We start from the raw sequence: 24037 nt of genomic DNA on the forward strand, positions 1-24037 counted from the left end.
GGGACGACCGGTGCGATCGACCGAAACCCAATCGACCATGAGCAAAGACGCAAAGGACCCGAATCTCGAATCGCTCCGCGACGCCGTAAAGAACGACCCTTCCGACTGGGAGGCACGCAAGTCACTGGCCCACCGGCTTTACGACAGCGGGGAGTTCGGCGACGCCGCCCACGTCATCTGGGACGCCGAAGAGATCCCGAGTGTCGACCTCGAACTGGCCTTCGCCGCGCGTGTATTGGCCAAGGCCGCGCCGAGAAAATCGATCCGGCTCCTCACCGCGCTGCTCGAACACAACAAGGGCAAGGCCGTCCAGAACCTCGGACTGGCCAACGCCCTGATGCACCACGGCATGGTACTCCAGGCCGCCCGCTTCTACGGAGCTGCCCTGGAAGCCGATCCTTCTTTCGCCAATCCGGAGCTTGAGCACTTCATCCTCTGGACCGACGACGAAGAATCACTGTGGGGCGACTTCAAGAATCGCAAGCCGAAGCTCGGCGAACTGCCTTGGATGAAACGCGATCCGAAGGAAGCGATGAAGCTGACCAGCAAGGTCAGCCACCATACGTCTCCGGTGAAGGTTCCGAATCTCGAACCCGCCGCCGGCGAGGAACTGGAAAACGACATGTATCAGCAGGAGGCGAAGAAGGGCGCCGACCCGAGCCCGCCGCCTGCCGTGACCATCCCGGTCGACCGGGTCGACCCGAAGCACCGTCGCTTCGATTCCGAAATGGGAGCCCCTGACGCCGGCAAGGCGAAGAAGGCCGAAACCTCCGAGCCGGCCGAATCGCCAAAGCCGGAAGCCGAGGTCGCAGAAGAGGAACCAAAGTCGCTTCCGAAGCCCGCGGTAGCCAAACAAGAACCCGAACCGGAGAAATCGAAAACTCCAACCTTGGGAGCACCCCCCGCCGCCGGCAATCCTCCGCCGCCGACCATCAAACTGAACCCGCCCAAGACGGTTCCGCCACCCGCCAAGCCCGGCGCCCCGGCAACCAAGAAGCTCAACTTCGGACCGCCGAAGGAAGCCTCCACGCCGAGGGCCGCGATCACCGTCGACAAGGACGAGTCGTGAGCCGTAAGGCGGACCGCGCGAGCCCACTCGCGCACCCGGCTCGCTAGGCAAGACGACCCCGGCGCCCGAGCGTCAGGGCACCTTGAAGTATTTCTTCTCGGAAGCCGGATAGTGCGGGTCCGCCACCAGCGCGCCGCTCGGGAAGCCCGCGACGTCGACCAGCTTGTTGTTGTACGGACTGAAAACGAACCCGTCGCGACCCGGCACCTTGCGCGCCACCGGAACCGACCCGGACGGAGGCAACGGGTTCGGATCGCGGCGGATCTCCGGCTCGGGTTCCTCCTCGGGCGGAGTCGGCTCGTCCGGTGGCAACTGAGTCCCGGGCGGAGTCATCGGCGGATTCGTCGCCAGCGGCGCGTCCGAGACACCCCACCAGCAGCTCGAAAGCATCAGGCTCCCCGAAACCACACCCGCCATCGAAAGCCACGACCGCATCCACTTCGTCTTCATGCTAGAAAAACAGCATTTCAGCCGATGACTGTCAACCCCTCGCTTTCGCGGAAGCAAAAGAGGCCGCCCGGGATTTCCGGGCGGCCTCGTGCTTGAGAAGCGGTCTTCCAATCTCAGGGCAGGGTCACGCTCAACCTGAGGAACAACCTCCCTGCCACGGGCTTGGCGACGGTAACCTCGACCGTGCTCCATGGATTCATTCCGTCGGGCGTGACGCTGATGGTCGCGTTGCCGGGATCGACGGCCGTGGTCCACGGAGCCACGAGGTCCTCGTCGAATTCGACCGACCACATGTCCGGACTGAACGAAGCCGCTTCATCGGTGAGCCGGAACGAGAAGGTCACGCTGCCACCGTTGTCGGTCAGCGTCGGCAGCAGGTCGCTATCGTTGCTGTTGGCGGCGGGATCGGAAATGCCGCCAACTACGAACTCGATCCCATTGGCAATGCCGTCACCGTCCGAGTCCGCCTCCGGTCCGGCTCCGACGATGTTGTTCGCCACTTCGTAGGCATCGTAGGCCGTACCCGCGCCGGTCACGAGGAGTTCGATGTCGTTGTTGTTCACCTGCAAGGTGCCCGTCGCCGAGCCGATCGGACCACTGAGATCAGCACCATCGAAGGTGCCGCTCAGGGTGCCGCTCTGGACAAGCACATAAACGCCGTTCTGCAGCCCCCCGAGGTCGGTGAAGTTGAAGTCGGAGAAGCCGAAGATTCCAGTGCCGAGAGCGGTATCGCCGGTGACCACGATCTGGTCGCTGGCACCGATGGCATCGAGCTCGAAGTCGAGGACGCCCGCGCCTCCCGCCATGGCAGACAGGTCGAGGTCACCATCGATCGTCAGCGTGCCCGCGGAAGCTCCCGGTGCGATTCCCGCGCCCGCCGCCACCGTGACACTCGAAGTCAGCGAGCCGGTGCCGCCGAGAGCGCCATCATTGACTTCGGTCGTGCCGGTGTAGGTGTTGGCGCCGTTCAGCACCAAGGTGCCCGTGCCGACCTTGACCAGGTTGAGCACCTCCGCACCACCGTCGACAATAGTGCCGTCGTAGCTCGTGCTCGAGTTGTCCGACCCAACGGTGAGTGTCGATGCGACTCCTCCGAAGTAGTTCCCCACATCGCCGCCGGTGCCCGACAGGCTGGCGAACGAGAAATCCCAACCGTTGAGGCGCAGCGATCCTCCATTCACCTTGAGCGGACCCGGACTGAAGGCGAAAGCACCTTGGTCTCCGGCGCTCAGCACGCCTTGGGTCACACGGGTTGAGCCGTAGGTGTTCGGCGCGGCGGGATCCAGGATCAGCCCGCTGGCTCCCCACTTCTCCAACTCGAAGCCACCGCTGATCTGGCCGGTCACACGACCCGAGCCCGCTCCCTGGTAGCAAACCAACCGGCTGTCACCGGTAAGCGTGACGTTACCCGCAAGCACCGCGTTGATCTCGAAGCGGATCGCACCCAGACGGCCGGCACCTTCAAGCCAGCCAAGTCCGGTGACTTCGAGATCCTCGTTGTGCGTCCCGGCAATCAGCCACGCCTGCCCCTCATCCAGCACCTGGATCGGTGAAGTGATATCATCGAAGTCCGGCGGATCGATCCGCAGGCGGGCGTCGTCAATGACGAGCTTGCCGCTGAAACCGGCAGTCGAACCAACGACATCATACTGCGATTGCCCTGAGAGACCGTTGCCGTTGATCAACAGGTTGCCGTCACCAGTCAGCGCGCCGACGCCGCCACCATTGCTCCGGAAGTATTGAACCGTGCCCGGCGCATTCACAGTGGTGAGCCCTTGGATCGATCCCGTCGTGGTGTTGTTACCAAGACGCAGCAGCCCGTCGCTCACCAAGGTGCCGCCCGAGTAGCTGTTGTTGTTCGTCAGGGTCAGCTCACCGTTACCCGTCTTGCTCAGCATTCCTCCGCCCGCGATCGCCGCGCCGCTGACGACGTAGTCGTTGCCCGCGGTATTGGTGAAGCTGACCGAATTCGGCACGACCGATCCCGCGGTGTCATCCACCACCACGTTGAACGAGCTCGCGGTGTCGTCGAACAGCGCGGAGTCCCCGATGAAGAACAGGCTGTCGGTTCCGTTGCTCCAGTTGGTCGAGACGCCGCCGATTTCCCACACGCTATCACCCGCACCGGTCCACGTGTTGGCCACAGTTCCCAGATCGAGCTCGATGGCCATCCCGGGCATGTTGTCGCTGAAGGTGGCCATCCGGAAACCGGTCGAGTTGAAGTCGAGATTGTCGGTCAGATCGCCCGGAGCCCCGTCGTCACTCACGTTGCCGGCGTAGGAAACCACGGTCAGCGGTGAGCCGACCGGCGGAGCGGCGGACAGCACCACGGTCGTGATTCCGTTCAGGTAGAGATCGTTGCAGCTCGGAGGGCTGTTCGGGTCGACGACCAAGGTCGCGCCACCTGTCGTACCCAGTGTCAGGTCTCCGGCAATCGAACCTTCCGCACCGAGGGTCGCCGGGTCGCCGACGACCACGCTGCCGCCAAGCGCTGCACCGGTGTTGAAGCGACCTCCGGATACGGTCACGGTACCGGTGTATCCACTGCCGTCGCCGAGCAGGCTGATCGTGCCGTTGGCGGTGGCGTTCGAGGCGATGTTGATCTCCAGATCGGCGCTGCCGAGGAGGTCACCGGTGATGGCACCGCTCTTGTTGTTGTAGCCGACGACCCGCGACGGATTCGCCACCGTCACGTTGCCGTTCCACGTCGTGCTCTCGAAGCGAATCGCACCGAGCTTGCCGGCCCCTTCCGAAGCACCGAGACCGCTGATAATCGCGTTGTTGGACTGGTTGGTGGTGAGAAAGACCTGACCGCCGTCGTTGATCGTAACGTCGCCGGGACCGAAGGCTCCCGAGCCGCTGAACACCACGCGGCCGCCGTTGATGGTTGTGCCGCCGGTGTAGCTGTTGGCGGCAGCCAACGAGAGCTGATTCTTGTTGTTCTTCACCAATGTCACCGCGCCGCCTCCATCCGTGATTTCCGTGAAAATCCGCTGGTTGGCTGTGCCGATACCGCCATCGTTCACCGTGCTGCCATTGACCGTCAGCGTTGCCAGCGACGAGGTGAGCGGACCGCCACCCGTCACGAGGCCTGATTGGCCGGTGGTGAAATCGAGAACCCCACTGGCGATCTCGATTCCGCTGCCAGGTGCGATGGAGACGGTGCCGTTGCCGACTTCCAGGGCATCGATGGTGATCGTTCCGACAGGGTCGGCGTAGAGCGTGCCCGCTGGGACGAAGAAGCCGGCGCTGGCCCAGTTGGCAGAGGCGAGCGCGGTCGACCCGTCGGCATTCGAGAGCAATCCGGTGAAGCCGGATCCGTCACCGCTGAGGGTCAGCAAGCCCGCACCCGACTTCGAGAACGTGCCGGTTCCGGTCACAGTCGCGGCCACCTCGAAGTCCTCGCTGTTGTTGATCGCGGCGTCATTCAGCTCAAGCGTCGCGCCGGTCAGGGAATATCCGGGTGAAGTTACGAAGAGCGTCTTCGGCAGGACCGTGTCGGTGAGGTTCACAGCCCCTCCCGTCCCAGTGAACGCGGCATTCCGTCCGCCGATCCAGGAAGTCGCGATGCCGGTAAAGTCATCGAGCGGGTTCCAGTTCGCGGTCGCGTTGTCCCAGTTGTCGCTGGAGCCATTCCCTCCGCCGCTGTTCTGGCCGTCCCAGTAGAGCGCGGTGCCGTGCACGACGATGGCATTCAGCTGCGTGCCCGCCGAAGAACTGTTGGAGTTGAAGGTCTGGATGGTGAAGCTCTGCTGGTTGGCATCGGCCGTGAAGGTTCCTGTTACCAGAAGGCCGTCCCCCCAGGTCGAGCCCGAGACGCCATTGCCATAGACGCCTTGGTTGATCCCATCGACTTCGACGTAGCGTCCGGCGAGGCCGCCTCCGCGGCCGTCCATCAGGTAAAGCTGCACCCGGTAGTCTTCACCGATCGACAGTCCGGAAATCGTCACGGTCCCGACCGAACCCGAGTAAGCTCCGGTCCGGGAGATCAGGTTGTTGGCGGAGCCGTTGTTTGCGTGGAAGCCGCCATAACTGCTCCCGAGATTGGTAAGCCCGAGACGCGGATCACTGGCAGCGAAGTCGATGTCGGGATCGGCCGACTGCGTCAGCGTCGCGCCTCCCGCCCCGAGATTGACAGCGAGGAAGGGCAGGTCGCTCTGGTCGAACTGATCGATTCCCATGGTCCCGGCGCTGGCGTCGGAGTGGACATACGGGGCTGAAGACCAGTTGACCGTCGCCGCGCTACCGACAGCGGTCGTGATGAGGGAGAACGCGGCGGTTCGCAGAACAACCGAGGATGATGCGGCATAGCGCCGATGGTGGGGAGGTGGATCGATGGATTTCATGAGGTCTTGGGCAGTGTGGGATTGGGTCGGGGGTTTCCGGTTCAGACGGAAACAAAACTCAATAATGCTGAGCATAAAGGATCTACATGACTGATTCTTTGACCTCAATCGCAAACTTGGTTTATTGTTGCGTCCGTAACCATGGGGCTCAACTCATTGATCATGAGCTCTTTAGACTGCTCCCTTGAGGCAAAAGCGGACCCGTTGAGGCAGCTCATCGCCTCCTGAAGCATGACACTTCTTGCTTTCGCTTGCCCGATCAACCCCGTGTCAGGCGCAACCATCGGTCGCTGACCCCTCCCCGTCGCCAACCTAACCCTCGCCCTTGCCATCCAGATACTTCCAGTCGCCCTTGTGGCGGCGGAAACGGGAGACCTCGTGGAGTTCGAAGGGCTCTCCTTGAACGAAGTAATTCGCGATGAACTCGACCTTCCCGACCTTGTCCTCGCGGCCGCCCTTGGCGGTGGCGAGCACGGTCAGCTTGGCCCAGTTCACCTGCGGCACCATTTTGGTCAGCTCCTTCCGCAAGCCGGGCTTCCGGGTGTCGGGATGGGTCGTCTCGACGAGGTAGTCCACCTTGCGGAAGTAGTAGGCGCTGTAGCGCGACCGCATCAGCTGCTCGGCCGTCGCCGGTTTGGTCTTGGAGTGGAGAAAGGGCATGCAGCAGGACACATACGGCTGCCCGCTGCCGCAGGGGCAGGGCTGCTCGTTCCGGGTCCTTTCACCGCGTCTCGGGCCGTCGCTCATGGCCGGAGATTGGATCGGAGCAGAGGCGCTGGCGATGCTTTCCATCGATGAGTCCTCCTCATGTGGGAGGGCACGCTACGTGATCCCGTAGGTGTCGGATCCGTCACAATCGACTTGGGGTGATGTGTCGATTCCGGTAGATTGGCCGTCCGATGTCCCCCCTCACATTCAGAGATCGGGCTCTGCGCAAGGCCAAGCGCGCAGGGCTTTACGCCCTTCAGAAAGCGACTTCCTACCGCTACGACGCGGAGTTGGAGAAGAAGCTCGCCCGCCGGGTCGCCGGTTGGATGGAAAGCTCGGTCGCCACGCCCGGAGAGCCGCCGTCACGGAGCATCGACAGCATTGATCTCGCGGACCCGAAACGATTCAGCGAGTTCCAGTACGACCCGCACAAGACCTTCGTCGCATCGGAAGACGGACCGGAGCTCGACGAGTTCGGCCGGCCCGGCCGCTGGCAGCCCCGCGGCATCCGTTTTTTCAAAGACCGGGTCGCCCGCCGCCACATCAAGCTCTTCCCGAAGGCCTTCGCCGCCAACGGCGAGGGACGGTTCATCGAGGACGCCCTGCGTTCGGGGTTCTTCAACTATCTTTGCCCGCTCTTCGAGTTCCTCATCCGCGACCGTGACGGCGCGGTCATCGGCTACGCCATCCGTTCCGGCCGCGAGCTGACTGCTTACGAGTTCGAGCGTTACGTCGACACCGTCATGCGCCCGCTCGTCTGCCAAGCGACCGAGGAGACAGGTTTCTACTACTACGACCTGATCGATCACAACGTGATCATGTGCGACGGCGTGATTTCGCTGATCGACATCGAAAGCGTGCTGCCGATCGAATGGTTCGGCCAGGACCACGAGTTCGCGACCACCCAGTTCGACCAAGTCGACGTCGGCTGGCCGCTGCACACCAAGTGGCGCTCGCCGGACTGGTACGGCGAGCACATCCGTGGACTCGCGAAGTGATTGGACCGCCGGCTTCAGCCGACCCCGGAGCCCCGGTCACCTTTTCGCCCTTTTCGCGGTTCCGGTCCTCCGCAGAAGGATCGGCTGTCGAATTGCGCCATCTCCTTGGTCGACCTGCGGCAATTCCGGGTCTATGCGTAGCCGCGTGAAGCTGCTCCCCTCCGCCCTCGCCGGCATCGCCCTCGCCACCAGTGCTCCCGCCGTCGACCAGATCGTCACCCTCGGCGACTCCCTGACCTTTGCCTACGAGGGGTCGTTCGCGTTTCAGGAAACGATTTTCGGCAATACGGTTGGCGACGGCTTCAACTCGACCGTGCGCAACTGGATCGAACTACTGAGTTCGTCTTCCTATCGCGAGGATTTCTTCGATCTCGGCACTCGCGACACCATCCGCGTGCAGAAGACGCTCTTCCCCGCGACCTATGCAAACCTCTATCTCAGGCAGCTCCACAACTGGGCGATTCCCGGGCTGGAGATCGACCAGCTCCGGCGTTTCGTGAATGGCGATGCGACCCTCTACGACCTGCTCAACGAGGATCCCGACTTCGCCCAGTTGGTCACCCTGCTCCAGGCGTCCGATTTCCAGGAATCCGACTTCGACGTGGTCGATCTCGAATCACAGATCACCTCCGTTGCCGAGCGGGTCACGTTGTTCATCGGCGGCAACGATCTGCGTGGCATCTACGGTACCATCTACAACGGCGGCTCGGCCGGCACCTTCGTCGCCGACTTCATCGATGACGCCGCCTTCATCCTCGACTGGGTGCTGGCGCTCAACCCGACTGTCGAGATCGTCGTGGTCGCGGTTCCCCATGTCGGCATCACTCCTGACATCAAGTCGACTTACCCGACCGACCCGCTGAAGACCCCTCTGGTGACGGCGCTTACCCGCGATCTCAACACCCAGCTCAAGGGCCTCGCCGACGCACGCGGTCTCGGCTTTGCCGACATCTTCACCCCCACCCTGCCGCTCCTCGAAGCCGATCCGCTCTGCATCCACGGCATCCCGTTCTTCAATACCGGCTCGACCACCGGCGACCTCGACTACGTCTGGCTGAACGGAGCTCTCAGCGCCAACTTCCACCCGAACACCAACGCCCAAGCGGTCATCGCCAACGTGATCGTCGATGCCTTCAACTCGAAGTACGATACCGGCATCGCGCCGCTGACCGCGACCGAGATCCTTGGCGGGATGCTGGGCAAGACCGCCGGCCAGATCGACATGCCCTTTGCGACTTGGATGGACTGCTTCGGTCTCACCGGACTGCCGGAGAGCGATGACAGCGACGGCGACAATGTCCCGGCCGGCGTTGAATTCGGTCTCGGCCTCGATCCGACCATGAAGGACGGCCACAAGATCGTCCGCTCGCTCGTCAACGGCGGCACCGAACTGGAACTCGCCTATCCCCTGCGTCTCACCTCCTCGACGCGCTTCACGCTCACCCCAGCCAGCGGCACCGACCCGGCTAGCATGACGCCCTTCGCCGTGGCGCCCGCCCCGGAAGCCGACGGCCTGGCCCGCGCCGCCATTTCCCTCTCCGGCAGCCGCGGGTTCCTGCAGCTCCAATCCGTGATCACTCCCTGAAGGCTGCGCTCTTCCTCCTGCTCCCGTTTCTCCCGCTGCAGGCCGATGACCTGCCGGACCTGTCGGGCGACGGAACCGATCCCGAACTCGACAAGCTCCGCTTCTCCAACACCCAGCGCTGGAATCCCGAGTTCCTCGCCGCCACACGGGCCAAGCCGAAGTTCCTGCCCGCCGACTGGACCGAGCGCGTCGTCATTCCTCCGCCTCCCGCCAACAGCTCGCCGAGAACCCAAGCCGAACTCGCGCATCTGGAGCAGGCCCGCGGGTCGAGAACCGAGCGACGCGAGGACGTCCGGAAGGAACTGGTTTCCGACGGATTCCAATTCGGAAAGTATCGCTACGGCGACCTTCCGAAGTCGCGGAAACACGTCGCAACCCACCGGATGTTCGAGGCGATCACGCCCGACCTGAGCATCGTCATCTTCACGCTCAAGCACCGCTTCGATCGCGTCCGGCCGACCTTCCTCCACACCAAGCTCGGCCATCTTTTTCCCGTCCCTGACCATCCGGCCTACCCGAGTGGCCACAGCACCCAGGCTTTCACGATCGCCTATCTCCTGAAGGAACTCGATCCGGCGAATGCCGACACCTACCTCAAGGACGCGTTACGCATCGCCCGCAATCGGGAGATCGCCGGCTTTCACTATCCCAGCGACACCGGGGCGGGACGGGTCGCCGCGCGCAAGTTCGTCGACGTCCTGCTCTCGAATGCCGAATTCAAGGCGCTGCTCGAAGCCGCCCGCGAGGAGTGGTGAGCGTCATGGCTTCGCCAACCGGAAGAAACGCCTGTCCGGGATGATCGGAAGGGTCACCCTGTAGAAGCTCGCGTCCACGACCGGGGCGTCGGGCACCCGGGTCCACGGTCCCGGACCCAGATCGGTTTTCGCTTCCAGCTCGAATCCGTCAGAGGTCGTCGGCCAGGAAAGGACGACGTCGTCACCGCTCCGCTCGATCGTGAGTTCAGGTAGCTTTTCGACCAAAATCGAGTAGACGAGCAACTCGTAGTCGCCCGCCAAATCACCATTCTCCGGAAGCACATCGACAAGCATCGAGGTCAGAACCGGAGGAACCGGAAGATCGGTGATGGTCGAATCGGAACCTTCGAAACCGTCGGAGTTGGAGGATGATCCGGTGTAATACGCGAGGGTACCGAAACCACCTCCCGGCAGCTCGCGAAGCGCCGCGACCGAGGTGTCGAACGGGCTGAACGGGGTGCGGTAGTCGAGGATCTCCGAGTACGTCTCGATCGAATACGGCCGGCCGCCGATCACCGGCAACACGAAGTAATTCTTGAGCGTCGGCGCGTCGCCCGGACCAATGCTTCCTTCAATCCACGCCACCCCCGCGGTGAGAACCAGCGTCGAAGCGTCCTCTCCGGGAAAGAACGGAAACTCGTAGCCGGGAGGGATCGTGTTTGGAATCTCGTAGGTATCGACCGACACGGGCTGCGCATCCTCGGGGAGCTGGTTCCCGGGAAGTCGCTGGGTCACCGTGACATGATCGCCCATCATCGCCTTGATCACCGACCGGGTCCCGATGATCAGGTCATCCGCCAGCAGTTTCTCCTCCGTCACTCCAAGCAAGGTCGTCAGCGACATGAACGAGCGCTCCGTCAGGTCTGCCATCGCGAATCCCGGGTAGGAAGGGATGTACTTCGCTGCAACCGCCGACGTCGGCACACCGGCACCGAGCAAGGCGAACGCGTCCTGGTGTCGGGCCCCGAGAAGGTGCAGTGCCTCGTGCATGCCGACATTGACCGACGCACGGACGATCATCTCCGAGGTGATGTTCGGTGGAACGATGTCCACGACCCCGAGCATCGTGACCGCGTTGACCTGCGCGTTGTCGCTGGGATTCCGGTTACCGAGATCGATCCCGTCCGACGTACTCGCAGCGGCTGTGTTGAAGAAGACCGTGCTGAACGGCTGCCCGACCGGCGCCGTCTGCGTCACGCTCATCCCGAGCGGCGCGAAGTGCGCATCCATTTCCGCGGTGATCTGATCACGCTCCGTCGGCGTGTAGGTATGGCTGTCGGCCACGGCTCCTTCGTAGGTGTCGAAATCGAGCAGGAAGATCTGGCCGGCCGACAGCGGGACGGCAGCGACGACCATCCAAATACGAGCGGCCAAGAGGGAAGTCCGGTGGAACATCGAAGCGTTCACTCTCTCCCGAACGGGCACCGGCATCAAGATCGGATGAGGAGTCGGGTTGAATCCGGGAAGAACCCGGGGTCAGGTGTTGAAAGTCGCGGACGGTCTCGAGACTCGGCAACATTGCCGCTTTCAAAACCTCGCCAACCCTCCGCTTTCGGTTAGTCTGTAGAGTATGACCCTCGGCGGCCGCCTCTCGATCGGGCTCGCGCTCATCTGGGCGGCCGCGTGGTCGGTCTTCCTGGTCGACGGTCTGCCGGTTCCTTGCGCCGAACTCTGCCGACTGGCTTTGCTGACCCTGTCGTTCCCTGTGGCCCTGCTGAAGTTCAATTCGATGGGACTCTACAGCCTGTCCGACTTTCTCTTCTACTGCGCGCTGTTGGTGCCGAACATCTTCCTTCTTGGCTACGGCCTCGCCGGGATCTGGCGTTTCCTGCTGTGGTTCAATGGCGGACCGATCGCAGGCGACGATCCGGTCAATGAGGTCAAACCCGTGCCCTCCATCGAGTCCCGGAGAGACGCCGGCATTTAGCCCCGGGGTTCACCCCGTGGATCCCCGGACGGCAACATGATTGAGCCCCGCGAGGGGCGACGGCGAGGTCGGCCTCATCTCGTAGAACCGCTTTGCCTACGCACCTTCGGCGCTCGATCCTCATTGTGCAGCTTTCCACGGGGTGAACCCCGTGGCTAAATGCCGACGCCCCTTCGGGGCTGGTGACCATCCGCACCCTTCGTAGCCTGGTCCATGGCGTCGAACGGAAACAACGTATCAGTCACTGCCCGACCAACAGCAACGCGCCGCGGATTCCAGCTTGCTGCTCATACTTCGGAGGGACCACGAAAGGTTTGTTCTCATCGAGCGCCGGGAAATACCCATTCGCCCACTCGCGGACCTTGGCTTCGACCTGCTCGTGAAAACCTTCGGCCTGCGAAACCCCGCCGCCGATCACCACGCGGGCCGGATTGACGGTCGCCAGGAGGGTCATCACCGCCTGCGCCAGATAATGCGTCTCGAACTCCCACGCTTGATGTCCCGCCGGCAGGTCCTTGGCCTCCTTGCCCCAGCGTTTGGCGATCGCCGGCCCGCTGGCCATGCCCTCGAGGCAGTCGGCGTGGAACGGACACACGCCGGCGAAATCATCACCGTCCGCCCGCCGCGGCAGCCAGTGGCCGAATTCGGGATGTAGGACGCCGTGCACCAGCTTGCCGCCACTCAGCACACCTCCGCCGATGCCCGTCCCGATCGTGATGTAAACCAGATCCTCCAAGCCGTCGGCCTCGGCCAGCGCGGCCGCGTTGACGTCGGTCTCCAGCTCCACCCGCGCCTCGGGAAATGCCTCGCCCAACGCCCCGGTGATCGAGAATCCGGCCCAGCCCGGCTTGGGGGTCGCCAGCATGCTGCCGAAATCCGGCCGGTCGCGACCGACACTCACCGGCCCGAAGGCCGCAACTCCGATCGCCGACGGCACGCCGCGCTTGCCCAGCCAGTCGATCGCCGTGGCGAAGGTCTCGGGGCCGTCGGTCGTCGGATAGCGGAATTCCTCGATAACCGAGCCGTTCGCCTCACCCACGGCCACCACGGTTTTCGTGCCCCCCATCTCAATGCCAGCGATCATGCCTTCACCCTAAGCACCGGCCTTTCCCGCCGCCAAGCCCCCAGACCCGAAACGCGCCCGGCACCCTTCCTGCTACCTCCCTGCTGTCCCTTTCCGCCCTTGCGCGTCGACCCCCCGCCCACTACCCCAGTCCCGCCATGCCAGTCGCCACTCCCGAACAGTACCGCGCCATGCTCGATGCCGCCCAGAAAGGCGGCTACGCGTATCCGGCCATCAATGTCACCTCGCTGCCGACCATCAACGGCGCCCTGAAGGCCTTCGCCGAAGCGAAGTCCGACGGCATCATCCAGGTCTCGACCGGCGGCGGCCAGTTCGCTTCCGGCACCTCGGTCAATGACGCCGCCTTCGGCGCGATCGTGCTCGCGGAGGCCGTCCACCGGCTCGCCGAGAAATACGACATTCTCGTCGCCCTCCACACCGACCACTGCCACCCGGAAAAGGTCGAAGGTTTCCTCAAGCCGCTGCTGCAGGCCTCGCGCGAGCGGATCGCCGAAGGCAAGGGCCCGCTCTTCCAGAGCCACATGTTCGACGGCTCGGTGGTGCCGCTCGACGAGAACCTCAAGATCTCGAAGGAACTCCTCAAGGAGTGCGCCGAACTCGACATCATCCTCGAAGTCGAAGCCGGCTGCGTCGGTGGTGAGGAAGACGGTCACGACACCTCCGGCCTGCCTGCCGAAAAGCTCTACACGACTCCCGAGGACATGGTGGAGGTTTACGAAGCGCTGAATCCGATCGGCCGCTTCCTCTTCGCCGCCACCTTCGGCAATGTCCACGGCGCCTACAAGCCGGGCGCGGTGAAGCTCAAGCCGACCATCCTCCGCGACGGACAGAAGGCGGTGACCGACAAATACGGCGCCGAAGCCGAGATGGACCTCGTTTTCCACGGTGGCTCCGGCACGTCCAGCGAGGACCTTCAGGAGACCCTCGACTACGGCGTCGTGAAGATGAACATCGACACCGACACCCAGTACGCATTCACCCGCCCGATCGTCACCCACATCTGCGAGAACATCGAAGGCGTTCTCAAGATCGACGGTGAAGTTGGAGCCAAGAAGGTCTACGACCCGCGCTCCTACCTCAAGAAGGCCGAAGTCAGCCTCAGCGCCCGCATGGTCCAGGCCTGCGACGAACTCAAGTCGACCGGCAACACGATCTACGGCAAATAGGAGTGGCGCCCTCCGGGCGCCATATCCAAGGAGGGGCTGCTTCCAGCTGCCCTCTTCCTCATCCAGAGGCTCACAAACCCGCTCTCCCAAGGCCCGGCACCCGCCGGGCCTTTTCCTTTCAGGTCACTCGCTCAGAACCTGCGCGAGGTATCTCATCTCTTCCGAGACGTCTTCATCCGGAAGGAGGGTTTCCGCCACCTCGGCGCGGAGTCGTTTTCGGAACTCCTCCCGCAGGCGCTGCAAGCGCATCCGCACCGCGCCCTCGCTCTGCTGGAGCGTCGCCGCTACGGCTCCCAGCTTCTCCTCGGAGCCACCGGTAATCTGACCTTTCAGAAGCCGGAACACCTCGCCCGTCCCCCGCGCTTCCGAGCTCTCCTCAAGAGAACGGAGAGTGCGGTCCAGAATCGCCTTGGCCCAAGCCCGGTCGAACTCCGACTCGGCCTTCCGCTCGCTGCCGGGATCCGCAAGCACCGCTGAGACTTCGTCGAAGTCAACGCTCTCCGTTCCACCGCCGCGCTTCAGTGCCTGATCATGCTTCCGGGCATCGTTGAGGTGACGCTTGAGACGGGTCAGCAGGAAAGTCCGCATCTTGCCGCGCTCCGGATCCGCTTCGGCGAGCCAGTTTCTCTCCGCAACCACGGACAGAAACGACTGCAGGAGGTCCTCCGCCCGGTCCCCGGGACAACCGCAGCGACGGATGAAGACCAGCAGCGGCCCCCGGTACAGGTGGTCGAACTCCTCCCACGCCCGCTGGCGCTCGCCATCCTCGGCGGCGGCCGCGCTGTGGATCATGCTCCAGCGGGTCGCTTGGAATCGGGAGGACATCACTCGGGATCGGGAAGGAATTCGATGCTCTCGACTCGTTCGGCCTCCATGGTCCGATCCATCGGTCCATCGCTCACGACTGTGGGCTTCAGCGAGAAGAAGTAGATGGAGATCACCCCGATCACGACACTGAGGAAACCGAGGCAGATCGACCCGATCACGGCGATCTTTCCGGTCACATGCTTCCATCCGATGATCCCGAAGATCAGGGAGAGAAGGAGCAAAAGCGGTGACGCGAGGAGCAGTACCACCGTGGGTAGTTTGACGGACGATGCAACGAGCATCACCACCAGCGGCGAGAGGATCGCCAGGATGAAACAGATCAGTCCGATGACTCCAAAGACCTTGGCATTGGAGCGCTGCTCGGAAGGGACGGAGACGGTGGAGACGGGAGCGGTGGTCGTATTCATAGGGCTTGCATCGGGGTTGGGATTCTTTGGTGGAGCGGGTGGCGATGTTCGGACGGCGTCCACATCGGTGCGCATCTCACCCGCACTTGGATATCGGCGGTCGCGCTCGCTCTCCATGGCGCGCATCACCACTTCGTCGAGTCTCGCATCGACCCCGGCCTTGCGGGAGGGAGGCGGAAAATTCCCGCGAGGCAGCTCACGGGTGAGCATCTCGTAAAGCATCACGCCGAGGCTGTAGATGTCGGCGCGATGATCGGTCTCCCGACCCTCCATCTGCTCGGGAGCGCAGTAGAACGGCGTGCCCATCGAGGCTCCGGTGAGCGTGAGCGACGGTTGCGGGGCACCCGCAGGATCCCCCTCGATCAGTTTGGCCAATCCGAAATCACCGACCTTCAGCACACCCTTCCGGTTGATGAAGATGTTCTCCGGTTTGATGTCGCGATGCACATATCCCATGCCGTGGGCATACTCGAGGGCATCACAGATCTGACTTACCGCATCGAGGGCTCCGGTCACGTCGAGTTCCCCGGAGCGGATGAGCTGGTGGAAGTCCATGCCATCGACGAACTCCATCACGATGAACCAGTGACCGGCACTCGTCCGGCCGAAATCGTGCACCCGGACGATGTTCGGGTGGTCGAGCCGTGCCATCGACTTCGCTTCCCTCTGGAAACGCTCGGCAAAGCTCGGGTCGACCTCGGCCATCTCCGGCGGCAGCACCTTGATCGCAACCTCGCGATCGAGGCTTTCCTGCACGCCGCGGTAAACCGCACCCATCCCGCCCCGGCCGACAAGGGAGACGATCCGGTAGTTGGGAAACAACGGGTCCAGTGTCTCCGGTTCGGGCGGTGACCATGAAGCGGGAACCCCCGGAAGCGTCGATCCCGCTCCAAGCTCGAAGGCCGCCTTGGCGTCGATTCCGTCGGAAACAGGCGGCTCTCCCGGAGTTTCGTGATCTGACCGTTCGTCGTTCATCCTTACATCCCTTCCTTGGAAGGAACGTGGACGCCATCACGAAAAAAGTTCGGAAATCGCGAAATCGGTGCGCCACGGCCGGAGACACAGACCGATCCGGGCCTCAAGGCCCTACCGAAATCCGGTAGAACCTGCGGCCATGCCCGGCACCGCCGGAATCAATCACCTGAATGGGACCACCGGTTCCGACAAGGTCGATGGCCGGCACTCCAGCCGTCAGGACCGGTTGCCAACTCGCCGCACCGAGATTGTCCGAGTACTCGACCGTGTAGATCCGGCCAACGACCGACGGAAAGACCAGGACGTAGTCGGCGCCGCTCGGCGACAGCGAAGTGAACCTGAGATTGCTGCCCCGATCGTTCGGATCGGTCCCGGCATCCCGCTCGTCGGCATTGATCCATCCGTCACCGTCCGGATCGGCATCGTCGGCCGCGTCACCGACGTTCTCGGTCGTTCCGAAATGATCGAGTCGCCACTGCTGCTCGGGAGTCAGCAGCACGAGAGGGATCATCTCCTCCGGCCCGAGCGCACCATCCGTAAACCGGATGTTGTCCATGCCCCCATCGATGTGATCGGTCAAGCCGCCCCCGAACCAGCCGCGACCGAATGTCCAAGCGAAGTCCGACGCCGGCAACGCGTTGTCGGCCACACTCTGCGCGGTGATGTCCAACGACCCGATCTGCTGGTAGCCGGTGCCGTCGTCCAGCCAGAGCGAAAGCGTCGATCCGTCGCTGCGGGCGGCAAGGGCGTACCAGGTGTTGGCTTCGACCGTATAATTGCCATCGAGAATCCAGCGTTGCCCACCGACGGTCTCGATACTGACCCGAAAACGGTCGTCGCCATCGCTATTCTGCAGATAGAAGTCGGACTCGGGTTCGCCGTGGCTTGCACCGTCGCGACCGATGAAGGTGTTCCACCCCGTCAGGCTTTCGAGAAAAACGGTGCACTCGATCGTCCATTCCTCAGGTGACCACCCGTGCAGCACGCCTTCGGTCACATATCCGTCCTGATGGTTGTCGGCATTGAGCATGGCCAGACCGTCCCCATTCGGAGGCGCCGCGGACGTCCACGTCGGACCCGCATATGTATCGTAGCCACGCATCAGAATGCCGCTCACGGTGTCCACCGACCCGCCCGAGCCGTTCGGCTGCCCGGTCGGTGTGAACGACTGTCCGGCAACTCCGTCTTCAAAGTCCCACAGCGCGAGAGTTCCGGGAGTCGTCACCCGCACCTCGCCCGATGTCCCGCCTTCCTCGGTTCCGCTCTTCGCGGTGACCACGTAGTAGTAAACCGTGCCGGGCGAAACGGTGTCGTCGACAAAGCCGGTTCCCACCACCTCGCTCCCCACTGGCAGGTAAGGCCCCCCTTTCGTGGTCGAGCGTTTGACCTGATAGCCGGTGGCGCCCGCCGCGGCGGTCCAACTCAGGGAAACATCTTCACCCACGACCGTGCCGGCGAGATCGGTCGGATCCAGCGCGGTGGCACCGAAGATCTGAGCGTCGTAGATGCTCGGCCAATCCGCGCTTCCTCCCGTGACCATGATCCGCACGTAGCGGGCGGAACCGGAAAACTCGTCCGCCGTGGTGTAGGGATCGGTATTTCCCGTCCGGTCGGCGAGGGTGGTGAAGTTGGTCCCGTCGGTGCTGCCTTCGATGCGGTACTGATACGACCGGGCACCATCATCGAACCATGCGATGACCGCCCGATTGACCTGCCGGACCGAGCCGAGATCGACCTGCCACCACGCCGGATACCCGGAGGAGTCGGCACACCAGCGGGTGAACACCGGATCCACGTCGTTGGCATTCACCGCGAGATTCCCGACCTGCTCAGTGCTGGCACTGGTCGGGCGGAACTGCGAGAGATTCTTCAGCGGCGTGTTCTCATTGAAGACCCGGCACTCGTAAAACGCGGCGAAGTAGCCACCGAAGTTCACACCGGTCACGGTGACGCGCACGAATCTGCCACTGACGCCGGTGAGCGGATCAACCGTCGTTCCGGAGACGCCGTTGGAGGTTCGGTCGGCCACCACCGTCCAGTCGGAGTCGTTGTTGCTGACCTCGATCTGATACTGGAATGCCGGCGAGCCGTCCTTGAACCAATCGATCTCCACACGGGTGATCGGCTGGACGATCCCGGTATCGACGCGCCACCATTGCGGGTAGGACGCGTCAGCCGCGGTCCAGCGGTCAGCCGCGACCCCGTTGTTGCCCTTGTTGTCGTAATGGTTGGCTTCGGTCGAACTCGATGTCACCGGCCGCCCTTGGGAAACCACCGCGGGATCGGCGACCGTCTGCGGAAGCGCGTTGAGGAAGGTCCAGTGCTGGTTCCAGCTGAAGTTCCCGGCCGCATCCCATTGGGAAATCCCCTCGCCGTCGCCGGTGGCGCCGAGATTGTCGAGACCCTTGCCATTCGCCTTGTTGACGATCTTGAAGAAGAACGAGTCGGTCTGGATGATTTGCCACAACTGGCTGTCGGACGGAATGCCGCCGGCCAGCGAGGTCAGACCCACAGGCGATCCGTTACCGGTGGCTCCGAGCGAATCGAGATACTTGCCACCGGCCACGTTCTGAATCGTGAAATAGGGGGTGCCGAGCTGCAGGGAGACATTCCAAAGCTGCGAGTCGCCCGAGTTGTTCGCGTCTTGCGTCGGCTGCGCTCCTTCGGCTCCCGAGCTGGCGTTCTCCAGCATTTTCACCGCCACGCGCTGTCGCAGCCGGTAGTTGCCGGAGGCGATGCCGATCGTCTGGTCGCCACCGCCGAGATTCATGTCACGCCGGAAGGCCCCGACCGTCCCGACAAAGCGCGGGCCATTGACTCCCTCTTCGTCGTAGTTCGCACCGTCCGGCCCGTAATGGACGCCGTAGATGAACTGTCGCTCGCCCGGACCATCGTAGGCGCGACGCAGATTCACCGCATAGGTCCCATTCCAGACGCCGAAGCGCTGGTGGGCATCCCATTCAAACACCGAGCCGGTTCCCAGCCAGTGCGCCGACTCATGCATCGCGACCCGGTAGTTGCCCTGCCCTCCGAAGCCAATCGATCCCAGATAGTTCGCTTGGGCGGTGGGAATACCAGAATCGTAGTAGACCGGGAAGTTGTAGCCGTAAGTTGAATAATCGTTCCACGTCTGGACCGCCGCATCCATCGGACCCGTCCCCCACGGACCCGGATCACCACTCCACGAAGCCGCCCGGGCTGCCGGAGCCAAAGCAGCGGCAGCCAGGAGAAGTGTCAGGAGATATCGAGATGAAGTCGGCATGGGTCTGGGGTCTGCGGTCACTCATCCACCTCCGCACGGAGACGCATGAAGCCGCGGCCACTCGGTGAATCTTCGATCGCGACGTCGTAACGCCAAGTGAGGATTTCGAAGTCGCCATCCGGTACCGGAGCACCGACCGGGATCGCGTGGGCGGTCGCCGCAGGGAGCGACAATTCCGACGGGGTCGCGCCGGCTTCGGCAATGAGCGCCACGCCGTTTCGGTCCGTTCGCACGCGGGCACTGATCGTGAGGTAGTGCTTGTCGCCGGCGAGACCCATCTCGGCCGCGCTCCGCACCACACCTTGCGGCAACGAGTTCGGACCGGGGGCGAGCGGATTACTTCCAAAAAGGAATTCGAAGACATTGGCGAGGCCGTCGAGATCCGCGTCGATCTCCGGCAAATCCTTGCCGACGGGGAACGCGATCGGACCGGTCCAAGCATCGTAATCGGAAACCGGAACAATCACCGGATCCAGCGGAACGGTCAGTGACGCCACCTCCGCGGCAGAGAGGCCCCGGTTGTAGATCCGGAATTCATCGATCGCGCCATTGAAAAACGGATCCGCGCCGAACTGGCTGTCGCCGAGAAAGTTTTGAGTCGGTGCCACCTGTCCGGGATCGATCGAGATTGGCTGGCTGTCGACCAACACTCCGTTAACGTATAGCGAGCCGGTGTTGCCAACCAAGGTCACCACGACATCCGCCCACTCGCCGACCTGGAGCGCAAGCGCGTTGAGCTGCTGCTCACCACCTCCATTCTTGATCGTGAAGCGAAGGAACGGGCCGGTCTTCGGGGTCAGGAAAAAATAGGCACCGGTTCCGGTGCCGAAGTCGAAGAGCCGTTGCCAGTCACCGCCGCCGTCCCACCGAACGCGCGCGGCAAACGTGACGTCGCTGGTGCCGTTCATCATGCCCGAAGGCAAGGTCGCGAAGTCGTCCGCTCCATCGAGGTCAAGCGCCTGACCGGTACCGGCCCCGATGTAGCCCGGGCCACCGAATGTCGTTCCGTGATATCCACCCGCCGAATCAACCGCGTTGCCATCGAACTGGTAGTGCGCGAGCAGGCCGGGCGGGGCGCTGACCACAATCGTCATCGTGACCTCCGCGATGTATCCGGCCGGGTCGGTCACACGCACGACGAAACGGTTGGTCCCGGCATCGGCATGGGAGGGCACGCCGGAAATTCGGCCGTCCGGGTCGACGGTCAGCCAGCGAGGGCCTCCGACCTTCGAGAAGGTGAGTCCAGTGCCGCCGTTGGGATCGGTGGCGCTGCCACCGATCGAATCCTGATACGCCAGATCCGGTGTGGCGGCGGGTTTGTTGATCGGATCCACCGAGAAAGCTGGTGGCCGCTGGGCGGAGTTCGCCAGTTGGCCGATCGCCGTGGCGTCGAGCACATGGTTGAAGATCAGGAACTCGTCGACCTTCCCGTCGAACAGGGGATCCGGCCACTGGCTCTTCCCGATGTAGTTCGTTTCGTGTGGAAAATCGCTGGGCTTGATCGAGATTGCCTTGGAGTCGGCCAATGCGCCGTTGACGTAAAGCTTCCCCTGACCGCCACCCAGCGTCACCGCGACATGCACCCACTGCCCGGTCGGCAACGCGGGAGTGACAAGGCTTTGTTCGGGGCCGCCGTTCTTGATTCCGAAGTGGATGTTCACCGATCCACCCCCGGACCTCGGACTGAGGAACATGTAGCGGTCGGTGCCGGTGCCGAAGTCGAACAGGCGCTGCCATCCGGCGGTCGAGTCGCGACGGAACCACGAGGCGATCGTGATCTCGTCCAAGTCCGCCACGCCTTCCGGAAGGGTCACGAAGTCGTCGGCACCATCGAGGTCGATGGCCGAGCCATTCACTCCCGTGGCGTAGGCCGGCGATCCACTGGTCGTTCCGTGCAGCGTGCCTGGATTCGAAGTCGCATTGCCGTCGAACGCGTAGCGAGCGACCAACCCGGCCGGCTCCCCGACTGTCACCTCTAGCGTCGTTGTGCTGAACTCGCCGGCGCTGTCCGTCACCCGAACCAGCGTCGGCACCATGCCCACATCGCCGATACCCGGAACTCCGCTGAGAGTCCCGTCCGGGGCAACCGTGAGCCATGCCGGGCCGATCACCTTGCTGAAGGTGAGTCCTCCGGAGCCGCCACTGACCGCAGCCGCGAGGCTACCGGTGTAAGGCAAGCGCGTGGTCGCGGTGTCGGTGTAGCGCGAGGCGGCGAAAGACGGAGGAGTCGCCGCGGCAAGACCCGCCACCTCCGCGTCGCTGAGCGCATAGGTATGGAATCGCAGGCTGTCGAGCTTGCCACCGAAGAGTGGATCCTGCGGCCACTGGCTCTTGCCGAGGTAGTTGAAGTTGGTTTGGAGAGCCCCCGGATCGAGGGTGAAGGACGAGTTGGTCGCCTTGAGCTGGCCGTTGACGAAAATCTTCGCGGTCGTGTCGGAAATCGTCACCGCCACGTGGGTCCAGGCACCGACCGCCGGCAGAGTTGGAGTCTCGACTTTCTGGTCGACCCCGTTCTGTCGGATCGTGAACGACATGGTGTTGCCCGACGACTTCGGCGTGAGGAACACATAGTTGTCGGTTCCACCATTGCCGAAATCGAAGATCCGCTGCCAGTTGCCGCCGCCGTTCCAATTGACCCAGCCGGCGAAGGTGAAGTCGTTGCTGTCACCCAGCGGCTCGGCGAGTTGGACGTAATCATGCTGGCCGTCCAACGAGATCGCCTCGCCGGTCTTCCCGGGAACGAACTGCGGAGCCCCGACGGCCATGCCGTCGTTGCCATTGAACAGGCGGTCGCGGAGATCGCCGTCGAAGTCGTACTCGGCCGCCGCCGACATACCGGCCGAGGGAACGACCTGTTGATACCCGATCGGCGACTGGTGGTCGCGGTACATGGCACCCATCGGTGTGAGGCTGCCGTCGTCGTAGTGGGTCCGGCGGAACCACTCGACATCGCTGTAGATCGCGTAGCGCTCGATCCACCACGTCGAGTCCATGCGGTTGATCATCGCCTCGATCGCATTGCGGTTCTGATCGGTGTTCGGATCGTGGGCGTTGTCGGTCCAGTTCGCCCCGTTGTTGAACTCCGTCACCCAGACCGGAAGCCCGGTCATGTCGTGGACCTGCTTGAGGAAGTTGTAGAGTTGGTTGGCGGCTCCCACCGGGTCGTCCTTGTTCCAGTAGGAGCGGTAGTAGTGGACGGGAACGTAATCGACGCGATGGCCGGCGGTGTTCGCCTTGTTCATGAAATCCTCAAGCCACCAGAGGCCGCCATCGGTCACCGCCGGCGCACCGACGCGCAGGCCGGTGCCCATCAGTTCCGGCCAGACCGACACCGCAACGTCCCGTGAGCCGTCACCAAGGGTTGTGTAGGCATCTTCCACCGAATTGTCCGGCTCGTTGAATCCTGACACATGGTTCACTCCGCGCGCCCTCCAGTCCTGATTGAGGCTTGGCCACCAGCGCTGCTGCTTGATCGCCACATACTCCCAGTTGGAGGTCGATTGGGAGTTGATGTTCCAGTTGTAGTTCCAGGCCGCGTTCAGCGCGTCCGGGCTGGTGTCGCAAGTCCCCTTCTTGCTCACCCAACGCCACGGGAAGACCCGCACGAAACTTGTCGCGTTGTTGAGATCACGATGGATCCGACCGATTTCGAGGTCACCATCCGCCGCGACGTAGTTGCGGGTGATTCCGGCACCGTTCGGTTCGCTGGCGAAAGTCGCCATGTAGCCGCGCTTCAGCTTGAAGGAAGTGATGGCGTCGTTGAATGCGCCAAGTTCCTGCCACCCGTAGTTGGTGTACTGACGCAACGTCCTGGAATTCCCGGTGAACGAAACCCCGTCGAACACCGTCAACGGCCGGAAGTCCGGACCGTGGGGAATGATGATCGTTCCTCCGCCATACTGCACCACCCGGACATTCGAGCTGGGATCGGCCGCCGCACCATCGACCCGGAACTTCCCAAGTTGGCCGGAAGCCACATCGGCGGGTTTCAAACCGGTCAGCACAACCCACGAGTCCGGCGAGTTCAGGTGAATCGTCGAGCCGGCGATCGGATCTCCCGAACCCGTGATGCGCAGCTCCGACCGGCCCTCCAAGGTCACGGTGACACCCGGCAGGGTATCGTAGGTCTGGACGCCTCCCGGGATGTCGAGGGCGGATGCGACCCCGAGCAGCGCGCTCCCTGCCGCGGCGAGGCCGATGGCGAGGAGCCGCGCTTGCGCTCGGAGCGGTTGCGGGCAGTGATGGGTTTTCACGGGACGTGCCGGGTGGGGTTTCTGACACCCGGCGGTGGGTTATCGAAGATCGCCGATTCTGGGGAAAAATCACCCGAATTCGGCTTCTTCGACTGTTAGGATTGCGACCGGGCGGCAACTTGGGTCTCTGCCGCTCCTGTCGCACTCCCAATCAAGCACTGAAGGCTCAAAGCCACTAGGCCGAGCGCGTCAATTCCGTGTAAGATTCCGCCAAGCTACCGGAG

General features: G+C 63.3%; 16 protein-coding genes. 7 read left to right on the plus strand and 9 right to left on the minus strand.

The window, feature by feature from the left end:
• The first annotated feature begins 37 nt into the window (after nt 1–37).
• The gene (locus tag HAHE_RS07190) at nt 38–1069 is read left to right on the plus strand and encodes a hypothetical protein (protein ID WP_338689773.1); all 1032 of its coding nucleotides are present in this window, start codon (nt 38–40) and stop codon (nt 1067–1069) included.
• Between the two features lie 72 nt (nt 1070–1141).
• Here the strand turns inward: HAHE_RS07190 and HAHE_RS07195 are convergent, their stop codons facing one another.
• The 3 genes from HAHE_RS07195 to HAHE_RS07205 form a co-directional block, all read right to left on the minus strand.
• Nucleotides 1142–1519, minus strand: a complete 378-nt coding sequence (locus HAHE_RS07195) for a hypothetical protein (protein WP_338689774.1) — start codon at nt 1517–1519, stop codon at nt 1142–1144.
• A 113-nt stretch (nt 1520–1632) separates the two neighbouring features.
• Nucleotides 1633–5865: a beta strand repeat-containing protein gene (locus HAHE_RS07200; protein ID WP_338689775.1), complete on the minus strand. Its 4233-nt coding sequence runs from the start codon at nt 5863–5865 to the stop codon at nt 1633–1635.
• Between the two features lie 312 nt (nt 5866–6177).
• Complete coding sequence (locus HAHE_RS07205; RefSeq protein ID WP_353415599.1) at nt 6178–6612, minus strand: YchJ family protein; 435 nt, start codon at nt 6610–6612, stop codon at nt 6178–6180.
• Here HAHE_RS07205 and HAHE_RS07210 point away from each other — a divergent pair.
• The 4 genes from HAHE_RS07210 (at nt 6524) to HAHE_RS07225 (ending at nt 9911) form a co-directional block, all read left to right on the plus strand.
• The gene (locus HAHE_RS07210; RefSeq protein WP_338689780.1) at nt 6524–6703 is read left to right on the plus strand and encodes a hypothetical protein; all 180 of its coding nucleotides are present in this window, start codon (nt 6524–6526) and stop codon (nt 6701–6703) included. The two genes, HAHE_RS07205 and HAHE_RS07210, sit on opposite strands and share 89 nt — an antisense overlap.
• Nucleotides 6704–6764: 61 nt before the next feature.
• Entirely contained in the window at nt 6765–7571 is an 807-nt protein-coding gene (locus HAHE_RS07215; protein WP_338689782.1) for a hypothetical protein, read from the plus strand.
• A 145-nt stretch (nt 7572–7716) separates the two neighbouring features.
• Nucleotides 7717–9156: a hypothetical protein gene (locus HAHE_RS07220; RefSeq protein WP_338689784.1), complete on the plus strand. Its 1440-nt coding sequence runs from the start codon at nt 7717–7719 to the stop codon at nt 9154–9156.
• 383 nt (nt 9157–9539) lie between these two features.
• Nucleotides 9540–9911 (plus strand): phosphatase PAP2 family protein, encoded by a 372-nt coding sequence (locus tag HAHE_RS07225; RefSeq protein WP_338689786.1) that lies wholly within the window; start codon nt 9540–9542, stop codon nt 9909–9911.
• Nucleotides 9912–9914: 3 nt separating this feature from the next.
• Here the strand turns inward: HAHE_RS07225 and HAHE_RS07230 are convergent, their stop codons facing one another.
• Nucleotides 9915–11285, minus strand: a complete 1371-nt coding sequence (locus tag HAHE_RS07230; RefSeq protein ID WP_338689788.1) for a hypothetical protein — start codon at nt 11283–11285, stop codon at nt 9915–9917.
• Nucleotides 11286–11481: 196 nt separating this feature from the next.
• Between HAHE_RS07230 and HAHE_RS07235 the strand changes: the two genes are divergently transcribed.
• Nucleotides 11482–11838: a hypothetical protein gene (locus HAHE_RS07235; protein WP_338689789.1), complete on the plus strand. Its 357-nt coding sequence runs from the start codon at nt 11482–11484 to the stop codon at nt 11836–11838.
• A gap of 241 nt (nt 11839–12079) precedes the next feature.
• On the opposite strand, the gene HAHE_RS07240 is transcribed toward HAHE_RS07235, so the two are convergent.
• On the minus strand, nt 12080–12922 hold the full coding sequence (locus HAHE_RS07240) for an ROK family protein (RefSeq protein WP_338689791.1): 843 nt from the start codon (nt 12920–12922) through the stop codon (nt 12080–12082).
• 137 nt (nt 12923–13059) lie between these two features.
• Between HAHE_RS07240 and fbaA the strand changes: the two genes are divergently transcribed.
• On the plus strand, nt 13060–14088 hold the full coding sequence (gene fbaA / locus HAHE_RS07245; RefSeq protein ID WP_338689792.1) for a class II fructose-bisphosphate aldolase: 1029 nt from the start codon (nt 13060–13062) through the stop codon (nt 14086–14088).
• 123 nt (nt 14089–14211) lie between these two features.
• Here the strand turns inward: fbaA and HAHE_RS07250 are convergent, their stop codons facing one another.
• The 4 genes from HAHE_RS07250 to HAHE_RS07265 all read right to left on the minus strand — a co-directional run bounded on the left by HAHE_RS07250 (nt 14212) and on the right by HAHE_RS07265 (nt 23813).
• Nucleotides 14212–14913, minus strand: a complete 702-nt coding sequence (locus HAHE_RS07250) for a hypothetical protein (RefSeq protein WP_338689793.1) — start codon at nt 14911–14913, stop codon at nt 14212–14214.
• Entirely contained in the window at nt 14913–16298 is a 1386-nt protein-coding gene (locus HAHE_RS07255; protein ID WP_338689794.1) for a serine/threonine-protein kinase, read from the minus strand. Before HAHE_RS07255 ends, HAHE_RS07250 begins: the two co-directional genes overlap by 1 nt.
• Nucleotides 16299–16401: 103 nt before the next feature.
• Nucleotides 16402–19560 carry a discoidin domain-containing protein gene (locus HAHE_RS07260; RefSeq protein ID WP_338689795.1) on the minus strand — a complete coding sequence of 1053 codons (3159 nt, stop codon included), beginning with the start codon at nt 19558–19560 and terminating at the stop codon, nt 16402–16404.
• A gap of 17 nt (nt 19561–19577) precedes the next feature.
• Complete coding sequence (locus HAHE_RS07265; RefSeq protein WP_338689796.1) at nt 19578–23813, minus strand: LamG-like jellyroll fold domain-containing protein; 4236 nt, start codon at nt 23811–23813, stop codon at nt 19578–19580.
• Nucleotides 23814–24037: the final 224 nt, after the last annotated feature.

The sequence above is a fragment of the Haloferula helveola genome, from assembly GCF_037076345.1.
GTDB classification, from domain to species: Bacteria; Verrucomicrobiota; Verrucomicrobiia; order Verrucomicrobiales; family Akkermansiaceae; genus Haloferula; species Haloferula helveola.